This is a genomic window from Chitinophaga sp. (assembly GCF_017745275.1).
Lineage (GTDB): Bacteria > Bacteroidota > Bacteroidia > Chitinophagales > Chitinophagaceae > Chitinophaga.
Genome location: NZ_JAGHZS010000001.1, coordinates 339,861 through 358,532, shown reverse-complemented (window position 1 = coordinate 358,532; position 18,672 = coordinate 339,861). Strand labels below are relative to the sequence as shown.

At 47.0% G+C, this 18,672-nt stretch carries 15 protein-coding genes; 10 read left to right on the top strand and 5 right to left on the bottom strand.

The features are described 5' to 3' along the window. The first annotated feature begins 32 nt into the window (after window positions 1–32). The 4 genes from J7623_RS01475 to J7623_RS01460 all read left to right on the top strand — a co-directional run bounded on the left by J7623_RS01475 (window position 33) and on the right by J7623_RS01460 (window position 6,201). Window positions 33–1,937, top strand: a complete 1,905-nt coding sequence (locus tag J7623_RS01475; protein WP_291916403.1) for a sodium:solute symporter family protein — start codon at window positions 33–35, stop codon at window positions 1,935–1,937. Between the two features lie 12 nt (window positions 1,938–1,949). Beyond that, on the top strand, window positions 1,950–2,882 hold the full coding sequence (locus J7623_RS01470) for a DUF4434 domain-containing protein (protein WP_291916401.1): 933 nt from the start codon (window positions 1,950–1,952) through the stop codon (window positions 2,880–2,882). Window positions 2,883–3,054: 172 nt separating this feature from the next. After that, window positions 3,055–4,314 (top strand): NRAMP family divalent metal transporter, encoded by a 1,260-nt coding sequence (locus J7623_RS01465; RefSeq protein WP_291916399.1) that lies wholly within the window; start codon window positions 3,055–3,057, stop codon window positions 4,312–4,314. An 81-nt stretch (window positions 4,315–4,395) separates the two neighbouring features. Next, window positions 4,396–6,201 (top strand): right-handed parallel beta-helix repeat-containing protein, encoded by a 1,806-nt coding sequence (locus J7623_RS01460; RefSeq protein ID WP_291916397.1) that lies wholly within the window; start codon window positions 4,396–4,398, stop codon window positions 6,199–6,201. A gap of 8 nt (window positions 6,202–6,209) precedes the next feature. Here J7623_RS01460 and J7623_RS01455 read toward each other — a convergent pair whose 3' ends face one another. Further along, a complete protein-coding gene (locus tag J7623_RS01455) occupies window positions 6,210–7,034 on the bottom strand; it encodes an SUMF1/EgtB/PvdO family nonheme iron enzyme (protein WP_291916395.1) in 825 nt (274 codons plus the stop codon). Continuing rightward, window positions 7,012–7,761: a hypothetical protein gene (locus J7623_RS01450; protein WP_291916393.1), complete on the bottom strand. Its 750-nt coding sequence runs from the start codon at window positions 7,759–7,761 to the stop codon at window positions 7,012–7,014. The genes J7623_RS01455 and J7623_RS01450 overlap by 23 nt, the downstream gene beginning before the upstream one ends. A 275-nt stretch (window positions 7,762–8,036) precedes the next feature. Between J7623_RS01450 and J7623_RS01445 the strand changes: the two genes are divergently transcribed. Genes J7623_RS01445 through J7623_RS01435 form a run of 3 tightly spaced genes read left to right on the top strand, consistent with a single transcriptional unit; the run spans window position 8,037 to window position 14,024 of the window. Further along, window positions 8,037–11,084, top strand: coding sequence for a TonB-dependent receptor (locus tag J7623_RS01445; protein WP_291916391.1), 3,048 nt, complete (start codon window positions 8,037–8,039; stop codon window positions 11,082–11,084). A gap of 21 nt (window positions 11,085–11,105) precedes the next feature. Beyond that, window positions 11,106–12,680, top strand: a complete 1,575-nt coding sequence (locus J7623_RS01440) for a RagB/SusD family nutrient uptake outer membrane protein (RefSeq protein ID WP_291916389.1) — start codon at window positions 11,106–11,108, stop codon at window positions 12,678–12,680. A gap of 9 nt (window positions 12,681–12,689) precedes the next feature. After that, window positions 12,690–14,024, top strand: coding sequence for a sulfatase (locus J7623_RS01435; protein ID WP_291916387.1), 1,335 nt, complete (start codon window positions 12,690–12,692; stop codon window positions 14,022–14,024). 64 nt (window positions 14,025–14,088) lie between these two features. Here J7623_RS01435 and J7623_RS01430 read toward each other — a convergent pair whose 3' ends face one another. Then, window positions 14,089–14,916, bottom strand: coding sequence for a phosphatase PAP2 family protein (locus J7623_RS01430; protein WP_291916385.1), 828 nt, complete (start codon window positions 14,914–14,916; stop codon window positions 14,089–14,091). A 93-nt stretch (window positions 14,917–15,009) separates the two neighbouring features. On the opposite strand from J7623_RS01430, the gene J7623_RS01425 reads away from it, so the two are divergent. The 3 genes from J7623_RS01425 to J7623_RS01415 all read left to right on the top strand — a co-directional run bounded on the left by J7623_RS01425 (window position 15,010) and on the right by J7623_RS01415 (window position 17,187). Next, entirely contained in the window at window positions 15,010–15,765 is a 756-nt protein-coding gene (locus J7623_RS01425; RefSeq protein ID WP_291916383.1) for an MBL fold metallo-hydrolase, read from the top strand. A 77-nt stretch (window positions 15,766–15,842) separates the two neighbouring features. Further along, window positions 15,843–16,343 (top strand): DUF5946 family protein, encoded by a 501-nt coding sequence (locus J7623_RS01420; protein WP_291916381.1) that lies wholly within the window; start codon window positions 15,843–15,845, stop codon window positions 16,341–16,343. A 109-nt stretch (window positions 16,344–16,452) separates the two neighbouring features. After that, window positions 16,453–17,187 (top strand): DUF92 domain-containing protein, encoded by a 735-nt coding sequence (locus J7623_RS01415; protein WP_291916379.1) that lies wholly within the window; start codon window positions 16,453–16,455, stop codon window positions 17,185–17,187. 26 nt (window positions 17,188–17,213) lie between these two features. Here J7623_RS01415 and J7623_RS01410 read toward each other — a convergent pair whose 3' ends face one another. Together J7623_RS01410 and J7623_RS01405 are read right to left on the bottom strand one after the other, a co-directional pair. Continuing rightward, a complete protein-coding gene (locus J7623_RS01410; RefSeq protein WP_291916377.1) occupies window positions 17,214–17,912 on the bottom strand; it encodes a hypothetical protein in 699 nt (232 codons plus the stop codon). After that, entirely contained in the window at window positions 17,909–18,421 is a 513-nt protein-coding gene (locus J7623_RS01405) for a hypothetical protein (RefSeq protein WP_291916375.1), read from the bottom strand. Before J7623_RS01405 ends, J7623_RS01410 begins: the two co-directional genes overlap by 4 nt. Window positions 18,422–18,672: the final 251 nt, after the last annotated feature.

Below are 18,672 nucleotides of genomic sequence, written 5' to 3'. Positions count from 1 at the left end.
ATTCGTAATTCGTAATTCGTAATTTTTTTATCATGAATTTGGCGACAATAGACATTGTGATCATCTTTCTTTACCTCGCTGTTATTGTGGGGCTGGGATTCTGGATATCGAAGAAAGCATCTAAAAATATCCAGTCGTATTTCCTGGGAGATAATAACATCAAATGGTACTGGCTGGGATTCAGCAATAGTAGTGGCATGTTTGATGTAAGCGGTACCGCCTTTTATGTGGCGCTGCTGTTTATATATGGCTTCAAGGCCGCGTGGCTGCCCTGGTTATGGCCTATCTGGAACCAGATTTTTGTGATGGTATTCCTGGCCATCTGGATCCGGCGCAGTAATGCGATGACGGGAGCCGACTGGATCACCAAGCGCTTCGGAGATGACCGGGGTGGCCGGCTGGCACATATCATCGTGGTACTGTTTGCCATTGTGAGTGTGATCGGGTTTATCGGTTATGTGTTTGTAGGCATCGGTAAATTCAGTGGCAGCATTTTGCCATGGGATTTATCGAACCCGCTGCTGACCAGCCAGCAAACTTATGCCGTGATCATTGTGGCGCTCACCACCTTATATACGGTAAAAGGTGGAATGTACAGCGTGGTAGCTACAGAAGTATTGCAGTATGGTATCCTGCTGGTGAGTTGTGTACTGGTGGTGACATACGCCGTACATGATGTGAACTATGCGGAGTTGCATAACAAAGTACCGGAGGGTTGGAGTAATTTCTGGCCTACCTGGAAACTGGATGTGAACTGGAGCAGTTCTTTCCCGCAGGCGAATCAGAAAGTAGCGGAAGATGGATTTACCTGGTTTGGCGCACTGGTGATGATGATGATTGCCAAAGGCGTATTTTCCAGCCTGGCAGGCCCGGTACCGGGTTTTGATATGCAGCGTATACTCAGTGCCAAAAGGCCGAAGGAAGCAGCGATGCTGACCGGGTTTACCAACCTGGTACTGTATATTCCCCTGTTCATGATGGTGAGCGCGTTAACACTGATTGGTATCAATTACCTGATGCCGGTATTACAGGGGCAAACAAAACCCGATTTCGAAATTATCCTGAGCAGGGTAGTGGGCGGTTATTTGCCGGCAGGCGTAAGAGGTATTGTGCTGGCGGGTTTGCTGGCTTCGTTTATGAGTACCTTTTCTGCGTTTGTGAATGCGGCACCGGCTTATTTGGTGAACGACTTCTACAAAAAATATTTCCGTCCCAATGAAGCGCCTGCGCATTATGTGAAATGGAGTTATGTAACGTCGGTAGCTGTAATTTTAACCGGCTGTATTTTCGGGTTATTTGCAGATTCACTGAGTTCACTCACCTTATGGATTTCTTCTGCACTCTATGGTGGCTATGCCGCGGCCAATGTGCTGAAGTGGATCTGGTGGCGGTTCAACGGCTACGGTTATTTCTCCGGTATGCTGGTAGGGTTAATCTCTGCTACGTTTGTACCTAAGTTGATGGCCCTGTTGTCATCTGCCTGGTTCCCGCAATACGCCGATCTTTTTGGCAGTGGTATCGGTACCTTGATTTCGTTCTTTATCATCCTGGTATTTTCTATGACGGGCAGCATTGTAGGTTGCCTGCTTACACCGGCCGCCAGCGAAAAGGTGTTAACGGAATTCTATGTAAATACCCGTCCATGGGGCTGGTGGACGCCAGTAGCACGTTGGGCAAAAATGGCAGATCCTTCTTTCCTGCCTAATCAGCAATTTAAATGGGATATACTGAATATATTGGTAGGCATTTGCTGGCAGATGAGCATGGTGATTATGCCGATCTGTTTTGTATTCGGTTATTTTGAAAAAGGATTCCTGGCCATGGGCGTATGGCTGACCTGTATGGTAATCCTTAAATTTACCTGGTATGATCGCCTGCACATCACCGCCGCGGAAAACGTATCACAACAGGAAAAGCATCATTTGACCGCCGCGTAAAATATTATTGTCATGAAGATCACAGGAACGTTTATAGATGAAATCAGCCACGATATCCCGCACCAAAACTGGGGCAGGGCAGAATGGCGCCGGGATTTTGAACACATGAAAGCCATCGGTATTGATACGGTGATCCTGATCCGTAGTGGTTACCGCAGGTTTATTACTTATCCTTCTCCCTATCTCATTCACCAGTTTGGTTGCTATGAGCCACCGGTAGACCTGGTGCAGTTATTCCTGGAACTGGCCGATGAACTGGATATGCAATTTTATTTCGGCCTGTACGATAGCGGCAAATACTGGGATACCGGCGATATGCAGCATGAAATCGATAGCAACCGTTTTGTGATAGATGAGGTATGGAAAACTTACGGGCATCATAAAAGTTTTAAAGGATGGTATCTCAGTATGGAAATCAGTCGTAAAACAAAAGGAGCTGCTGCCGCTTTTCGTACGCTGGGCCTGCAATGCAAAGAAGTAAGCCAGGGGCTGCCTACACTCATTTCTCCCTGGATAGATGGTAAAAAGGCCGTGATGGCTGCTTCCGGGCAACTAACCAAAGCTGAATCAGTATCGATACAGGAACACGAAAAAGAGTGGAGCGAAATATTCGACGAAATCCGCGGCGCTGTAGATGCCGTAGCTTTCCAGGATGGTCACATTGACTATAGTGAGCTGGAAGATTTTTTTCGCGTCAATAAAACAATGGCAGATCGCTATGGATTGCAATGCTGGACCAATGCAGAAAGTTTTGACCGGGACATGCCTATCAAGTTCCTGCCCATTAAGTTTGAGAAGTTACGTTTGAAGCTGGAAGCCGCACGCCGTGCGGGTTATGATAAGGCCATCACTTTTGAATTCTCTCACTTTATGAGCCCGCAATCTGCTTACCTGCAAGCCGGGCATTTATACAATCGTTACAAAGAGTATATGCATAGTTTGTAAGAGCAGAAAGCTGAAAGCAGAAAGCAAAAAGCTATTGACGTGATTGATAGAAGCGAGTATTTAAATTACTTATTCGCTCTGTTCAATCATGTCAATAGCTTTTTGCTTTCTGCTTTCAGCTTTCTGCTAAATTTGAATTATCTTACCACCTCCTATTAAATGTTGCTGCCTCATGAGCAAACAGCCTTCTGAAAATAAGCTGGTAGTTTTCTTTAAAAAATTAGGCCCTGGGCTTGTAACAGGCGCCAGTGACGATGATCCTTCCGGTATTGCTACCTACTCGCAGGCCGGCGCACAGTTTGGGTTGGGAACGCTATGGACGGCCTTATTTACTTTCCCGCTTATGGCTGGTGTGCAGGGTATGTGCGCCCGCATAGGATTGGTAACCAGTCAGGGATTAACCGTTACCCTGAAGAAACACTATCCACGTCCGGTACTCTATATAATGCTGTTGTTCAGCTTCCCAGCTATTACGCTTAACCTGGGCGCTGATATCCAGGGCATGGGGGCAGTTTGTCATATGATATTTCCGGCTGTACCAGTATCTGTTTTTTGCGTGCTGATTACTGCCCTGATGATGTACGTAATTATTGAGTACCCGTATCAGAAAATTGCGATGATCCTGAAGTGGCTCTGTTTATCGTTACTGCTATACCTGGTAGTACCTTTTATGGTGAAGCAGGATTGGGGAGATGTATTACGACATACATTTATCCCCACTATCCGTTACGATAAGGATTTCTTTTCTATTATAGTAGCGCTCCTCGGTACTACTATTTCGCCCTATCTCTTTTTCTGGCAAACCACGATGGAAGCGGAAGATATGGCACATCATACTACCCATATTGTGGTAGATAAGCGGATATTGAATGATATGAAAACAGATGTGAATACCGGGATGTTGTTTTCCAACATCGTGATGTTCTTTATCATTCTTACCGCAGGAAGTGTATTGTTCCCTGCCGGCGTAACGCAAATTGATACTGTAGATCAGGCAGCGAAGGCCTTGCAGCCACTGGCAGGTAAGCTTACTTATTTCATTTTCACCACCGGCGTATTGGGAACGGGGCTGCTGGCTATCCCGGTGCTGGCCGGTTCCCAGTCGTATATGCTGGCAGAAACCATGGGTTGGCCTGCCGGGTTGGATAAGAAGTTTGCGCAGGCGAAGCCCTTTTATATTTCTATTATCGTATCCCTGATCGTAGGATTATCGCTCGATTTCCTCGGTGTAAGCCCCATCAAGGCGCTGTTATACACCGCTATTGCCTATGGATTGACCGCACCAGTTCTGATTGCCATGATTATGCATATTGGCAACAATAAAAAGATCATGAAGGAGTTTACCAATTCGAAGTTCTCAAATATATTAGGTGTACTCACGCTGATTATCATGACAGCAGCAGCGGTGGCGATGATTTGGTTTTTGTTCTGAAGTTAAAACAGTGATAGTATTTCAGCAAAAAATATCAGTTCATCAGCGGCAGATGTAGTAGCTTTCCCTCTTAACAGAAACATGATGCACCGATTTTCCACTATATTGGCCGGCTTATTGTTAGCAGTTGCCGCCAGCGCACAACAACGTATACCCGTTAACGTCACACCCAACACGTTTAAAGATGTGACAGCTGCTGTACAGCGCGTTATCGATGCCAATAAGGATAAAGCCGGTACGGTACTTGAATTTCAGCCTGGCCGGTACGATTTCTACCCTGATAGTGCAGTCAGGAAAACTTATTTTATTTCCAACACTTCCAACGAAACAGAGGCACCCAATAAAGAGAAAACAATCGGGTTGTTTTTTGAAAACTGCCGGGAGCTGACCATTGCCGGTAATGGTGCTACTTTTGTATTTCATGGGAAGATGATTACCTGGTTGTTGGATCATTGTGAAAACATTACCCTAAGCCAGCTGACCATTGATTTTGAGCGGCCATCCATGTCGGAGATGACATTGGAAAACGTGTCGCCTGCCAGCATTACAGCAGCCATACACCCGGATTCCAGGTTTGTTATCATCAACCAGCGCCTGGAATGGTATGGCGAAAAATGGGGCATGAAGCAGTTCCACGCCATCTTAGCAGATACGATCAAAGGCGTAAATACCTACTCTTCCTGGGATCCTTTTTATAAAAGTAAAGCCACGCTGTTAAGCCCGGGAATAGTACGCTTCGATGGCGACTTCTCCGGCTTCAAAGGCAAGCCAGGTGATATTCTCACCGTGCGGGATGGTATCCGCGACCAGGTGGGCGCCTTTATCCATCATTCAAAAGATATTCATCTGCAGGATATCAACATGCGGTATATGCATGGATTGGGTATTGTGGCGCAGTTCTCGGAAAACCTCTACTATCAGCATATACAGGTAACACCGGAAGGCCGCGGACGAGCCATGGCATCCTTTGCCGATGGCATGCATTTCTCCGGTTGCAAGGGCCTCATCGAAATCACCGGTTCGCATTTTAAAGGGTTACATGATGATCCCATAAACGTGCATGGCACGCATTTGCAGGTAACGGAACGCGTATCTCCAAAGGTCCTCAAGCTGAAATTCATGCACCATCAAACCTATGGCTTTGCTGCTTTCTTCGCCGGTGATAGCGTGGCATTTATACGCAGTGCTGCCTTGCAGGGATTGGGGAATGGCCGCATTACCGCCGCCCGCATGCTTTCTGAACGGGAAATGGAAGTTACACTCAGCGAAAATGTCCCCGCCGCCGTACAGGTGGGTGACTGCCTCGAAAATATCACCTGGACACCGTCGCTGACTATACGAAATTGCCGCTTTGAAGGTACTAACACACGCGGACTGCTGGTGACTACCCGGAAAAAAGTAATCATCGCCGACAATATCTTTTACAGGACCGGTATGCATGCGATCTTGATTGCCGATGATGCCAGCAGTTGGTATGAATCCGGCCCGGTAGAGGATGTAACCATTACTGGTAATACGTTTGAAGGAGTCGGCTACAATTCAGCCCCCGGTAATTTTGTGATTGCCATTGCGCCGGAAAACCACACACTGGTGAAAGGATATATGGTACATCGCAATATCCGTATTGAAAACAACATCTTCCGGATTTATGATTATCCAATCCTCACTGCACGGAGTACGTCTAACCTTATTTTCAGCCATAACCAGGTTACCTGGATGCAGGATTATATGGCGCCACAAGGCAATATACGCGCGGCCTTTAGCCTGACAGCCTGCGAAAAAGTGAAGATAAAAGAGAATGAATTTAAAGTGCCGTTTCAGCCGGAAGTACAGTTGACATCCATGTTGCCGGCTGCAGTGGTCACTGATTTGCGGGTTAAGAAATAAAAGGAGAATTAGCGCTTAGCTACCCGGAATCCCTGGTTGCTAAATGATGCCCGTCGGTTTACCCTGCCGATATCAGCAGAGTTGAAAAAAGAGCAGGATGCGCTGCTGCACCACCAGGAACCGCCGCGGGCATGCACAATAGCAGCACTTTCATCCGCCAGTACTTTACCGGAACAAAATTCAAATACATTCCCATATACGTCATACAATCCCCAGGGATTGGGCCGGAAGCTGCCTACGGGTGCAGTATACATGTAGCCATCTGAGCTATCGGCTTTTAAATGATCACGGCCATGCCAGATGTTGGCATATTGTCCGAGGAGAGACCGGTCGTTGCCGAAAAAGTAATCGGTAGCAGCGCCTGCGCGCGAAGCTATTTCCCATTCTTCCAGGGTAGGTAGCCGTACGCCGGCCCAGGTGCAATAAGCCTCGGCATCGTTGTAGCTGATGCAGGTAACAGGGTGATCCATTTTTTGATCGATGCCGCCCACACTAACGCCATTGGGGAAACGCCAGCAGGCGGTACTGTCTTCATGCCATTCAAATTCCTTTAGCCCTGGCAAAAATACAAGGGCGTTGTGACGCCGCTCTGCATCCGTGATGTAGCCGGTAGCCGCTACAAAGGCCGCAAACTGCCGGTTGGTGGTTTCACAGGTGGCGATGTAGAAACTATCTACGGTTACCTGCCGCCGGGGATTAAAACCATGTTGTTTTTTCCCAATCCAGTATGATCCTTTAGGTACTAATATATAGCTGCTTTTATCCTGTGCCTGCACAGGATAAAAGCAGCATATCAATAGCGCTAATGCACTAATGTTTTTTAGGAAGCCCATTATAAAAAGCGGTGGCACGTTGTATAATCAGTTCTTCGTTCGCCGTATTACCAACCAGGTAAGCCCGGTAGCTGCTTTCCTGGTTAGGTGCGGCATATAATTTTTTATAGGAAGCGGACGTCATGAAAGGGGTGTATTCATTGTTTTTCATTAGTAACATGAGCAGGGTAAGAATGTCCTTGTCTTTATGATCCTTATTATAAGTGCTGATCAGCAATGGAATCATTTCTCTGCCATTTATATCTGCGATGGCTCTTTTATAGTTAATGCCCACCCGGTTACTCCTGTTAATTGATTCGCTCATCAGGGCGATAACAGAGTCGCGGTTGGCATCGAAGAATTTTCCCTGGCGTTCACTCCAGCTAAAATCATTGAACCCATCTGGTAGTTGTCCGAATATTTTTTTCTCTGATTCAGGTACCGGTGGGGTGGCATCACAGTTCTGGCTATACGTTTCCGGGTGAATCATATGATAGGTGAACTTCTCACGAAGTGATAACGCCATATAATCTTTCTGGTTCAGTACCAGGTTTTCGTCCTCCGTTTCTTTGATACGGCTGATCAGTCCTAACACTTTTTCCAGTCCATAAGGAGGGCGGGTAATTTTGACACGGTATTCTTCATAGTTCAGGGTTTCTTTGGTGATTTGGGAGTAATCTTCCGTTTCCTGGGCAAATCCAATGGTATGAGCGGCTACAAAAACAAAGAGGACAACAATACGTTTCATATAGTTCTGAAAATTTTGCAGGAAAGATACGTAAAGGGGAAGAATTTCGAATTACGGATTACGGATTACGGATTTGTGGGTCGAAAGTAAACGCGAATGATAATACCCGCTATTATCTACCCACAAATCCGTAATTCGTAATTTTTTCTACAAATATTATTACCCTATAGGATTTGTAGACTATAAAATATACTTTTGTCCCCATCAATGAAAAAACACAAAACCAACATTACTTCCAGCTGATCATAGGCTATCATTTTAATACTATCAACTGAATGAAAAAGCTTGCACTTTTCATGTATGGCATCGCCATGCTATTATCTTTCACTGCCCTGGCCCAGCAACCGCTGAAGATAACAGGACAAATAAAATCAGGTAAAGGAGATCCGCTACCGGGCATCAATATATTGGTGAAGCATAGCAGGTCAGGCACGGTAACAGATGGACAGGGCCGATTTGTTCTTACCGCCACCGGTTCGGATACCTTGCTAATTACCGGCATTGGCTTTAAAAAACAGGAAGTGGCAGTAAATGGCCGTGACCTCCTCCAGTTGCGCCTGCAGGAAGATGAAACCGCATTGGGAGAAATTGTAGTAGTAGGATATGGCACACAAAAGAAAAGCGATTTAACGAATGCGGTGGCCCAAATCAAAGGAGCTGATATCACGCGGCGGCCCGTGTCTAATATACAACAGTCGCTGCAAGGCATTGCTCCCGGTGTGACTGTACTAGACAGAGGTGGCGCTCCGGGCACATCAGCGGCTACTATCCGCGTAAGAGGGATCACTACTTTCAATACCAACAACAGCTCCACCAGCGGCTTCGATCTCAATAAAAATGATGCACTGGTGATTGTAGATGGAATAGAACAACAAATGTCTTACCTCAACCCGGAAGATATTGCCTCGCTTACTGTATTGAAAGATGCCGCCTCTACCGCTATCTACGGATCACGTGCCACCAATGGGGTCATCCTGATTACTACCAAACGGGCTAAAGCCGGTAAGGTAACTGTGAACTACAACGGCTACTACGCATGGCAACAAAGCGTGAATAAACCGCAAATGATGGACATCGAATCCTATATGCGGGAACAGGTAGTAGCTTATACCAACGCCGGCGTGGCTGTACCCGCCCGTTTCACAGAGGCCTCTATTCAACAATATGTGAATGCAACGGACCGGTATAAATACCCTTTGCCCAACACCTGGTTCCAGACCATGTTGAAAACTGCGCCACAGCAGAGTCATGCGCTCTCTGTTGCCGGCGGTAATGACGTCGTGAAAAGCCGGCTGAGCATCCGCTACCAGGATCAGCAGGGTATCGTGGAAAATTACAGCAACCAGCTCAGCGAATTGCGATTGAACACCGACCTTACGCCGGTGAATAGCCGCTTTCACGTAGCCGGTGATATCCATTACCAGAACAATGCTTCCAATGCGCCTTCTGTAGCGCCTTTCAATAACATGCTGCATGGATCACTCTGGGCCGTACCCAAATACCCGGACGGCACCTATGGCCTCAGCACACAAGGTAACAACCCACTCATGTTCGATGAATTAGGCGGCCTGTCCAAACAGAAGGTGGATTACTTTAATGGAAATATAAAGGGAGATGTGGAACTGCTGCGTGGCCTCCGGTTCTCCACACAATTCGGCGCGCGTGTAGTATATACCAGCCAGAAAAACTTCCTAAGCGCCTATACGAATACCGATAAAAACACCAACATCACCAAAACGGTAACGAACAATTCGCTCACAGAAGTACGCAATAACCTCAAAGAATATACGTGGAATAACCTGCTCACGTACGAGCGCTCCTTTGGTAAACACGACCTCAGGGCATTGGCCGGATATTCACAAATCAGCAATAAACAATCGTTCCTTTCAGCGTACCGCGAACGTTTTTATAACAACGATATCACCTCTATCGGGCAAGGTGCCAACGACGGTACCAAAAGCAACGGCGGGAGTGATGCCACCTGGGGACTGCGTTCTTATTTTGGCAGAATCAACTATGCTTATGCCGGCAAATACCTGCTGGAAGTAAACGGTCGCTACGATGGCTCTTCCCGTTTCGCCGGCAATAAACGATACAGCTTCTTCCCGTCATTCTCCGCAGGCTGGCGCATTTCGCAGGAAAACTTTTTTGCCTCGCTGCTTCCGGTGGTCAACGACCTGAAAATACGGGGCTCCTATGGCAGTACCGGCAACCAGTCAGTAGATCTCTACAGTTACTACGATGCACTCACCGCTACCAGCTATACGTTTAACGGCGTGCCGGTACCCGGCTACCGGCAAACGACACTGGCCAATACCGACCTTGGATGGGAAACTACAAAGCAGTTGGATCTCGGTCTGGATGCCGCTTTCCTCGATAAGCGACTCACGTTAACGGCCGATTATTACCGCAAGCTTACTTCGGATATTCTTCTCAACCTGGATATCCCCGCTACGGTAGGACTCAATGCTCCACCGCAAAACGCGGGTGCTGTAGAAAATAAAGGCGTGGAAATTGCCGTGAATTACAGCAGCAAACCTACCAGCGAAATACGTTATAATATAGGCGCCAACGTTAGTTATAACGAAAATAAAGTAACAGACCTGAAAGGAACCGGGCCATATATCACGGGTTCGGATATTGATCCCCGTTATATCATTAAAACAGGACTTCCCATCAACACCCTCTGGGGATACCAGACAGATGGCCTGTTTCAGACCCAGGAAGAAATTAGTAAATATCCCACCCTGGCAGCGAATACTAAACCGGGAGACGTAAAATACGTAGACCGTAACCACGACGGTAAAATTGATGCGAACGATATGACCAATATAGGAGTGTCTTTCCCAAAATATACTTTTGGTATCAATGCCGGTATTCAATATCATGGCATAGAGCTGAATATCCTGTTACAGGGCGCCGCTAAAGTAGATACCCGCTTATCCGGCGCACTGGCTGAAATGGGTAACCAGGAAGGATTCACACATAAAATTTATACCAACAACTATTGGACACCGGATAATCCTAATGCCCGTTTCCCAAGACCGCTGAAGTATGATCTGCGCAACGTGGCGACGTCTGACCGGCTGGTGATAGATGGTTCTTACCTGCGGTTGAAAAATATACAACTGGCGTATCAGTTGCCATCCAACATCACGCGGAAAGCCTTCCTCAGCAGCGCACGGGTATACGTATCTGCTACCAACCTGTTCACCATTTCCAAACTGAATGAATGGAACCTGGATCCGGAAGCGGAATCCGGCCGCGCCGTGTATTACCCGCAAACATCGTTGTACACCGTTGGTATTAACCTGCAGCTCTAGTGCTGTGCAAAAATGAATGCTATGAACTTAATCAATAGAAATATCTATCTTTTTCTCCTCGTCCTGCTTGCATCCTGCAATAAAAATTTGCTGGATACCGCGCCTACAGATCGTTTGGCTGTGAATATTTTCTGGAAAACAGAAGCCGACGCGAAACTGGCCGTGAATGCACTGTACCAGGACCTTGACTCTACCAATATCATCGCCCTGGATGCCCTCACGGATATCGGTCATACCAACCAGAACTTCGATGTACAAGCCTATATTGAGCTGGGCACTTATGACCAGTCCAGCGCCAAGGTATACGGCGAGTGGAAGAACGCCTACAAAGGCATCCACGCCAGCAACTATTTCCTCGAAAATGTGGATAAAATTACCGTTGTTACGCCCGCGCTGATCAGCCAGTTCAAAGGAGAAGCCAAAACATTACGCGCTTACCAGTATATTAAGTTGGCAGGTTTATATGGAGATGTACCACTGGTCACTACTTCTATTACCCTGGAACAGGCACGGAGCCTGAAAAGAACGCCGGTGTCTGAAATTTACGATTTCATCGACAAAGAACTCACCGAAGCAGCCGCCCTGCTACCTGCCAGCTATGCAGCTGCAGACAAGGGCCGCATCACACGCGGCGCTGCCTGGGCGTTAAAAGCCCGTGCCGATCTTTTTGCCGGCCGCTATCAACTGGCCGCAGATGCGGCAACACAGGTGAACGGTCTCGGCTACACGCTGTATGAAAGTTATCAGAAATTATTCAGCTATGCAGCAGAAAATAACAAGGAAGTGATCCTGGATAAACAGTTTATCAAAGACAACTATCCCAACAACGTATTTAGTTTGCTGGCGCCGTACAGCCAGAAGAATGGTAATAGTTCGTATGTGCCTACCCGTGTGTTGGCCGATACATATCAAACTGCCAACGGCAAAGGCATCAACGATAACGGTAGCAACTATGATCCTGCCCATCCCTACGACAACCGCGATCCCCGCCTGAAATACAGCCTTTTCACAGATGGAGATGTACTGCCTTCCGGACAGGTGTTTCATCCGGCGCCCAACAGCGGCACTGCCGATGCTATCGGTAGCACTTATATTGCCTCCACCACTGGTTATAACCTGAAGAAATATGTGAATGCAGAAGATTATGTCAACCCCACTAACTGCGGTATCAACATTATCCTGCTGCGTTATGCAGAAGTGCTGCTTACTTATGCAGAAGCAAAAATTGAATTGAACCAGTTGGATCAAACCGTATATAACGCTATCAACACGGTGCGTCAGCGGGCAGATGTAAATATGCCGGCACTACCGGTGGGGCTCACACAAAGCCAGCTGCGTGCAGCGGTACGTTATGAGCGCACCGTAGAACTGGCCTTTGAAGGGCTACGCCTGTATGATATCCGTCGCTGGAAAACAGCGGAAACTGTGATGACAGGCCCCGTATACGGCATTACCTGGAATAACAACGGGCAACCTGTTACTGTGCAGGTAGTTTCGTTTAATCGTGCATTTGATAAGTCCAGGCATTATCTTTGGCCGGTGCCGCAAAAAGAGCGTGACCTGGATCCGGCATTATCACAAAATCCTAACTGGTAATAATTATTTATGAAGAAGTATCTCTATTGTTTACTGGCAGGGCTTTCTATTGGCGGCAGTCATCAGTTGTATGCACAGCAGCGCCCTAACATTATTTTTGTGCTCACAGACGATATGGGATATAGTGACCTGAGTTGTTATGGCAACCCGCAAATCCGGACACCCTTCCTGGATCACGTGGCAGATAAGGGCGTGAAGGCAACGGGCTATATGGTCACCTCACCATCCTGTACACCTTCGCGGGTAAGCCTGTTGACCGGGCGTTATCCCACCCGTTCGCAACTAAATTTCCCCATTCCTCCGGGCTATAAAATCGGCTTGCCGGATGAAGACGTGACCATCGCAGAAATGCTGAAAGGTGTGGGCTACAATACCTGCATGATAGGCAAGTGGCACCTGGGAGATATTCAGCCGTATAACTTCCCCGTAGCACAGGGATTTGATCACTACTTCGGGTTGTTGTACAGCCACGATTACCGTTCTCCTTACGTGAAAACAGATACCGTGCTGAAAATCTACCGCGACAGAACACCGGAAATTTATCGTCCGGCAGATACGTCGCTCACGGAGTTGTACACCAGGGAAGCCATCAAATATGTACAACAACAAAAGAAGGATAAGCCTTTCTTCCTGTACCTGGCGCACAACATGCCGCACTTGCCGGTGGCAGCGTCCAAAAGATTCAGGGGAAAATCAGCAGGTGGATTGTATGGAGATGTAATTGAGGAGATAGATACCAACCTGGCGGCGCTCTGGAAAGCGTTGGAGAAACAGGGGCTGGCAGATAATACCATTTTCATTTTCAGCAGCGACAACGGTCCCTGGATCGATTACCCCGCGCGGATGTCGGCCGACGGCGTAATTAAGCCATGGGATGTAGGCAGCACAGGTATCTTCCGTGGTAAGAAAGGAGAAACTTATGAAGGAGGCCACCGTGTACCTTTCATCGTATACTGGAAAAATCATGTGCCTGCCGGCAAAACCATCACCGATGCATTTACCAGTATGGACGTATTACCTACGCTGGCACAATGGGTAAAAGCACCGCTGCCAGCCGGCAGAACACTGGACGGAGAATCTGTAGCAGGACTGCTCACGGGCCAACAGGAACATATTGCACACCAGCCTATTTATTACGTTAACAATGGCACTCCGGAAGCGATCCGTGTAGACGATTGGAAACTGCGCCGCATCGTGGATAAAACAACAGGGACCAAAAACATCGAATTATTTAACCTGCAGTCGGATGTACGGGAACGTACCAACGTAGCGGCGGAGTACCCGGATAAAGTAAGTGACCTCGAACAATTGTTGGATAAGTATAATGGCAATGCAGCGAACTAGTTGCACGCAAAGAGGCAATGACGCAAAGATCTATTTCCTTTGCTCCTTTGCTTCTTTGTGTGAATCAATGAAGGGTCAGTAACTGCATCGCTTTTTTATGTTCCAGCTCCCGGTGATGCCGGAAAATACTTTTGGTCACAAAATGCCCCAGCGATAATCCAATCAACACATCACTGCTCCAGTGACGATTTTCGTATAGCCGTGTGATGCCGGTAAGCCCGGCGATACTATACGCCACCCACGGCACCCAGGGATGATCTTTGCCGTATAACTCTGCCATGGCGGTGGCTACTGTCATTACCGTCAGGCTATGCCCGGAAGGAAAGGAGGTATGTTGCTTATCTTTGGAGAAGGGTGGTTCAAAAGTAAAGGGGGAGTCGTAGTAAGTAGGCCGTCCTCTTCTCACAATACTTTTAATAGTGGCATAAATGACGGTGGAGATAATAAGTGACTTCGCCGCCATCAGCCCGCCATGCTCCAGGTTACGATCATGGGCTATTACACCCGCTACATACATACCCGCCACCAGGTAAGGAGAATACGCGTTGCCGAAGGGTTCTATCTGATCCGTAACGCTGGTCACGAAATTACTTTGATGGTGTATAAAGAATTGTTTGATGCCGTAGTCGCTGCCCAGCAAAATACCTGTCGCCCCGGTGATCACACCCAACCGTATATAGTCCCTTTTTTCCCAATGAGCGGGCCTGGCTACAGTATACTTCAGGTCCTGCCAGATACTGCCCAGGTAAGCCCCATTGATACGATAACGGATGAGTGTATCGGTGGCCTGTATGTGCGTAACAACGCTATCCGTCACAGCGGTACTGTCTGATTGCCCGTGAGCAGGGCAGGCAAGTACGAAGAGTAAAAAGGTAATAAGCGCGGACCTCATCTACATAAATGAATTTGGAGTAATAACGAATGTAGCATTTTATTAAAAAAGACGAATAAACGAGCTAACTTTAACAGGTACAATCAACTTCATATGAAAATCAGTATGCTCTCTTTATGCTTCCTGTTGGCCACCACCGTGGTGTTTGCACAACGGGTAAAGCCAGATGTTATTCCCGCTACCGGCGGGGAGTTAACCATTCAACCCATTGATCATGCCAGCCTGGTATTAACAGCCGGCAAATCCACTATCTACGTAGATCCGGTAGGTGGTGCTGAAAAATATAAAGGCCTCGCTGCGCCAGACCTGATCCTGGTCACCGATATTCACGGGGATCATTTCGACGCCGCTACGCTGAAAGCCGTGAAAACCGCCAAAACTATCATCATCGTACCACAGGTAGTGGCAGATAAAATACCTGCGGAAGATAAAGCCAATGTAGTGGTGCTGAAAAACGGTGATAAGAAAAAAGAAACGGGTATTGACATCCTGGCGATTCCTATGTACAACTTGCCGGAAGGGCCTAATACCATGCACACCAAAGGCAGAGGCAACGGGTATGTACTGAACTACGGCAAAAAGAATATCTATATCTCCGGCGACACCCAGGGCATTCCTGAAATGCGTAGCCTGAAAAATATCGATGTGGCTTTTGTTTGTATGAACCTGCCTTATACGATGGATGTACCCGAAGCTGCAGATGCAGTATTGGCCTTTGCTCCTAAAATCGTATATCCATACCACTACCGTGGTAAAGATGGATTCAGCGACGTGAGCAAGTTTAAATCGCTGGTAGATGCCGGCAATAAAAAAATTGACGTCAGGCTGAGAGACTGGTACGCCAAATAAGCTTTTCGGCGGATTAACATCGATGCTGGTGTAAAATCGTTACATTTAACTTTTACACCAGCATCAATTCCGCAGCTATGACAGGAAACAAAATTATTTGCCCCGGTTGTCACCTGCACCTGGCAGACGAGCAACTCGCCCCCTCCGACAGATACAATGCATCCGGTGAATGCCTGGATCTCTTTCAACAACTTTCCGCCCGCACATTTGCCCTGGAACACCCCGATTTCCATCATCAGCTGGCCATAGATGCCTACAGTGCCCAACACGCCGGCGGTATAGCTAAAGGTATCACCACTGCCTATGCACTGATAGGACTTTATCTTGCGCTGGAACTCCGGTATACCGGCAGACAAGTACAACATATTCACAGTATTATTCCCAAACAACAATGGGGGCCCATTACGCCTCCCGGTCAACCTGCTGCCATCACGGTACAGGAAGTGCTCAAAGCAGGCACCAATGATGCGCTTTACGCCGCAATCCGCAAATGGGCCAAGTCCGTATGGGATAGCTGGGCGCTGCACCACGAATGGGTGAAAGAAAAGGCATCACCGTTTGTAGAGCAGAAAGCATAAAGCAAAAAGCTATTGTAGCGATTAACAGTAGCGGATATTATACGCTTTAGTCATCCGCTACAATAGCTTTTTGCTTTCTGCTTTCTGCTTTCTGCTTAAATTGCGTCCCATGACGCAACTCTCTTTTTCTTCTGGCACCCTGGTAATGGTGATGTTCATCATCCCTATAGCCATCTTATGTGTTAAACTCAACAAACTCACGATACCCGGGGCTGTAATGGCATTTTTTGTTGCCTTGCTGGTGCTGCTGGGAGCAGGCTATGGAGGCCTTGTATTGTTGGGAACCTTTTTTGTACTGGGTGTAAAAGCTACTTCACATAAAAAACAACTGAAGCAGGTATCCGCAGATCCTCATCCACAGCAGCGTACCGCCGGACAGGTATTTGCCAACGGTGGAGTAGCGGCAATGATGGGATTATTGGCATTAGGCTATCCGTCATATACGTATATCTGGTGCCTGATGCTCGCGGCCAGCCTGGCTTCCGCCACTGCAGATACCCTTTCTTCTGAATTAGGTATGGTATATGGCCGTAATTTTTATAATATCCTCACATTTAAAAAAGAGCCCAAAGGCCTGGATGGTGTTGTCAGCCTGGAAGGAACGATGCTGGGCGCTGCCGGCGCGTTACTCATTGCAGTGGTATACGGTGCTTTCTTTGGCTTAAATGCTGCTGTGCTGATAGTATGGCTGGCGGGTGTATTGGGCAATGTAATTGATTCTTTACTGGGTGCTACGTTGGAGCGTGGGCGTTATATCGGGAATGATGTGGTGAATTTTTTGAATACAGCGTTGGCAGGGGTGATAGCGGCAGGGGGGTATGTGATGACAAAGGGTGTAGTATGATATTTATTGGTTGGGCTTGTAGTGCTTTAGTTGGACGCGATGAGCTGTTTTATGTGCGCTATAATAAATGCCACCCGTCCTTTTTCAGAGAACTCCATATTGGCACTTATCCATTCATCCAGGTAAGGATTGTTAATTAATGCTGTAAAGGCGGTTAACAGGTAATCCCTTACATCTTCTTCAGCACAGGCTAATTCCTGCCAGATAGTAGTCCGGTTATTGAGTAAATAAACGATGTCTTCAAAATCGGAACTAGTTCTGCCGTCAAATTGTCCCCTGTTATTGAATGCTTCCAGTTTGGTGGCAATGAAGTATTCGGGTGAGAAAAGCCGGATGACATAGTGTTCCTGCTCATTGGTAGCCAACCGATAGTCTACTGCATTGGCAAAGCCTTTCTGATACCATTTGTTGGTGAATCCCAGAATGTCTGGAGAAGTGGGCATCACATCCACTACAATACCTTGGACCTTATATCTACAGATAATACGGGATTCATGATCATTCACAAATCCTTTCGCCCTTAACTTGTTTTCCAGCTGTTGGTAATCATTGTAGTTGAGTAGCTCAATAAGAATATCGACATCGTTGGTGGGCCTGACTTCCTCTCCAGCGCGGTCCGCATATAGGGAAACAGTAGCTCCGCCTACGAATACAACTTCCCGTTGTAGTTCTTCCAAAGCATTATAAACAGCTTTAATTCTTGTGATGTTTTCTCTGTGGCTCATATTAGTATGATTTTTTTAAGCTCTTCTATGGCCAGTTTTTTTTCCCGGTTTTTACCTACCCGGATAATATCAATACTGGCTAATGTTTTGTATAATAACGCATCCTCTTTAGCCGCCTGCACTACACCTTTATGCAAAGGCTCAATCAACATGCCTCTCATAGTGCCCTTATCATCCGCCCATACATAATTAGACTCGCTGGAAAAATGTGCTTTATAAAAGGGATGGGAATGAGCAGTAGGAATACCGGTTACGGTTTGTCCAGGCACTTGTGGAAAGACATAATGCAATCCATACTGGATAAATTCCATTAGGGAAGTGCGATATACTTTCTTTTTCTGTCCATCAATCAGGCCTGCTACTGAGCTGCGGTGCAGCGACTCCGCTATTTCAGAAACGCTGATAGACAGGGCCGCAGACAGGTCCCGGTACTGCCAGTCTCCCTGTATGGTTAATATCTTTAGTAAAACGACTACGTCCTGGGGACGCATACCATTGTGAACTCTCATATTTCAAAGATACGTATTTCTGTTCTTTGTTCGCGATTCGCGAACAAAGAACAGAAATACGTATCTTTAACGTTGAAAATGAATACGTAAATGAATAAATACATCTATCACTACTTGTTGATAGATCATCATAAAATACGGCTGAAAATCCCGGTGATAATAGGCAAGTATTTATTGTCATGATTGGCTGGGGTTAAGCTTTAATTTAAAGCCCTCTTCAGGGGAAAACGGTTAACCTTTTAAAGGTACAA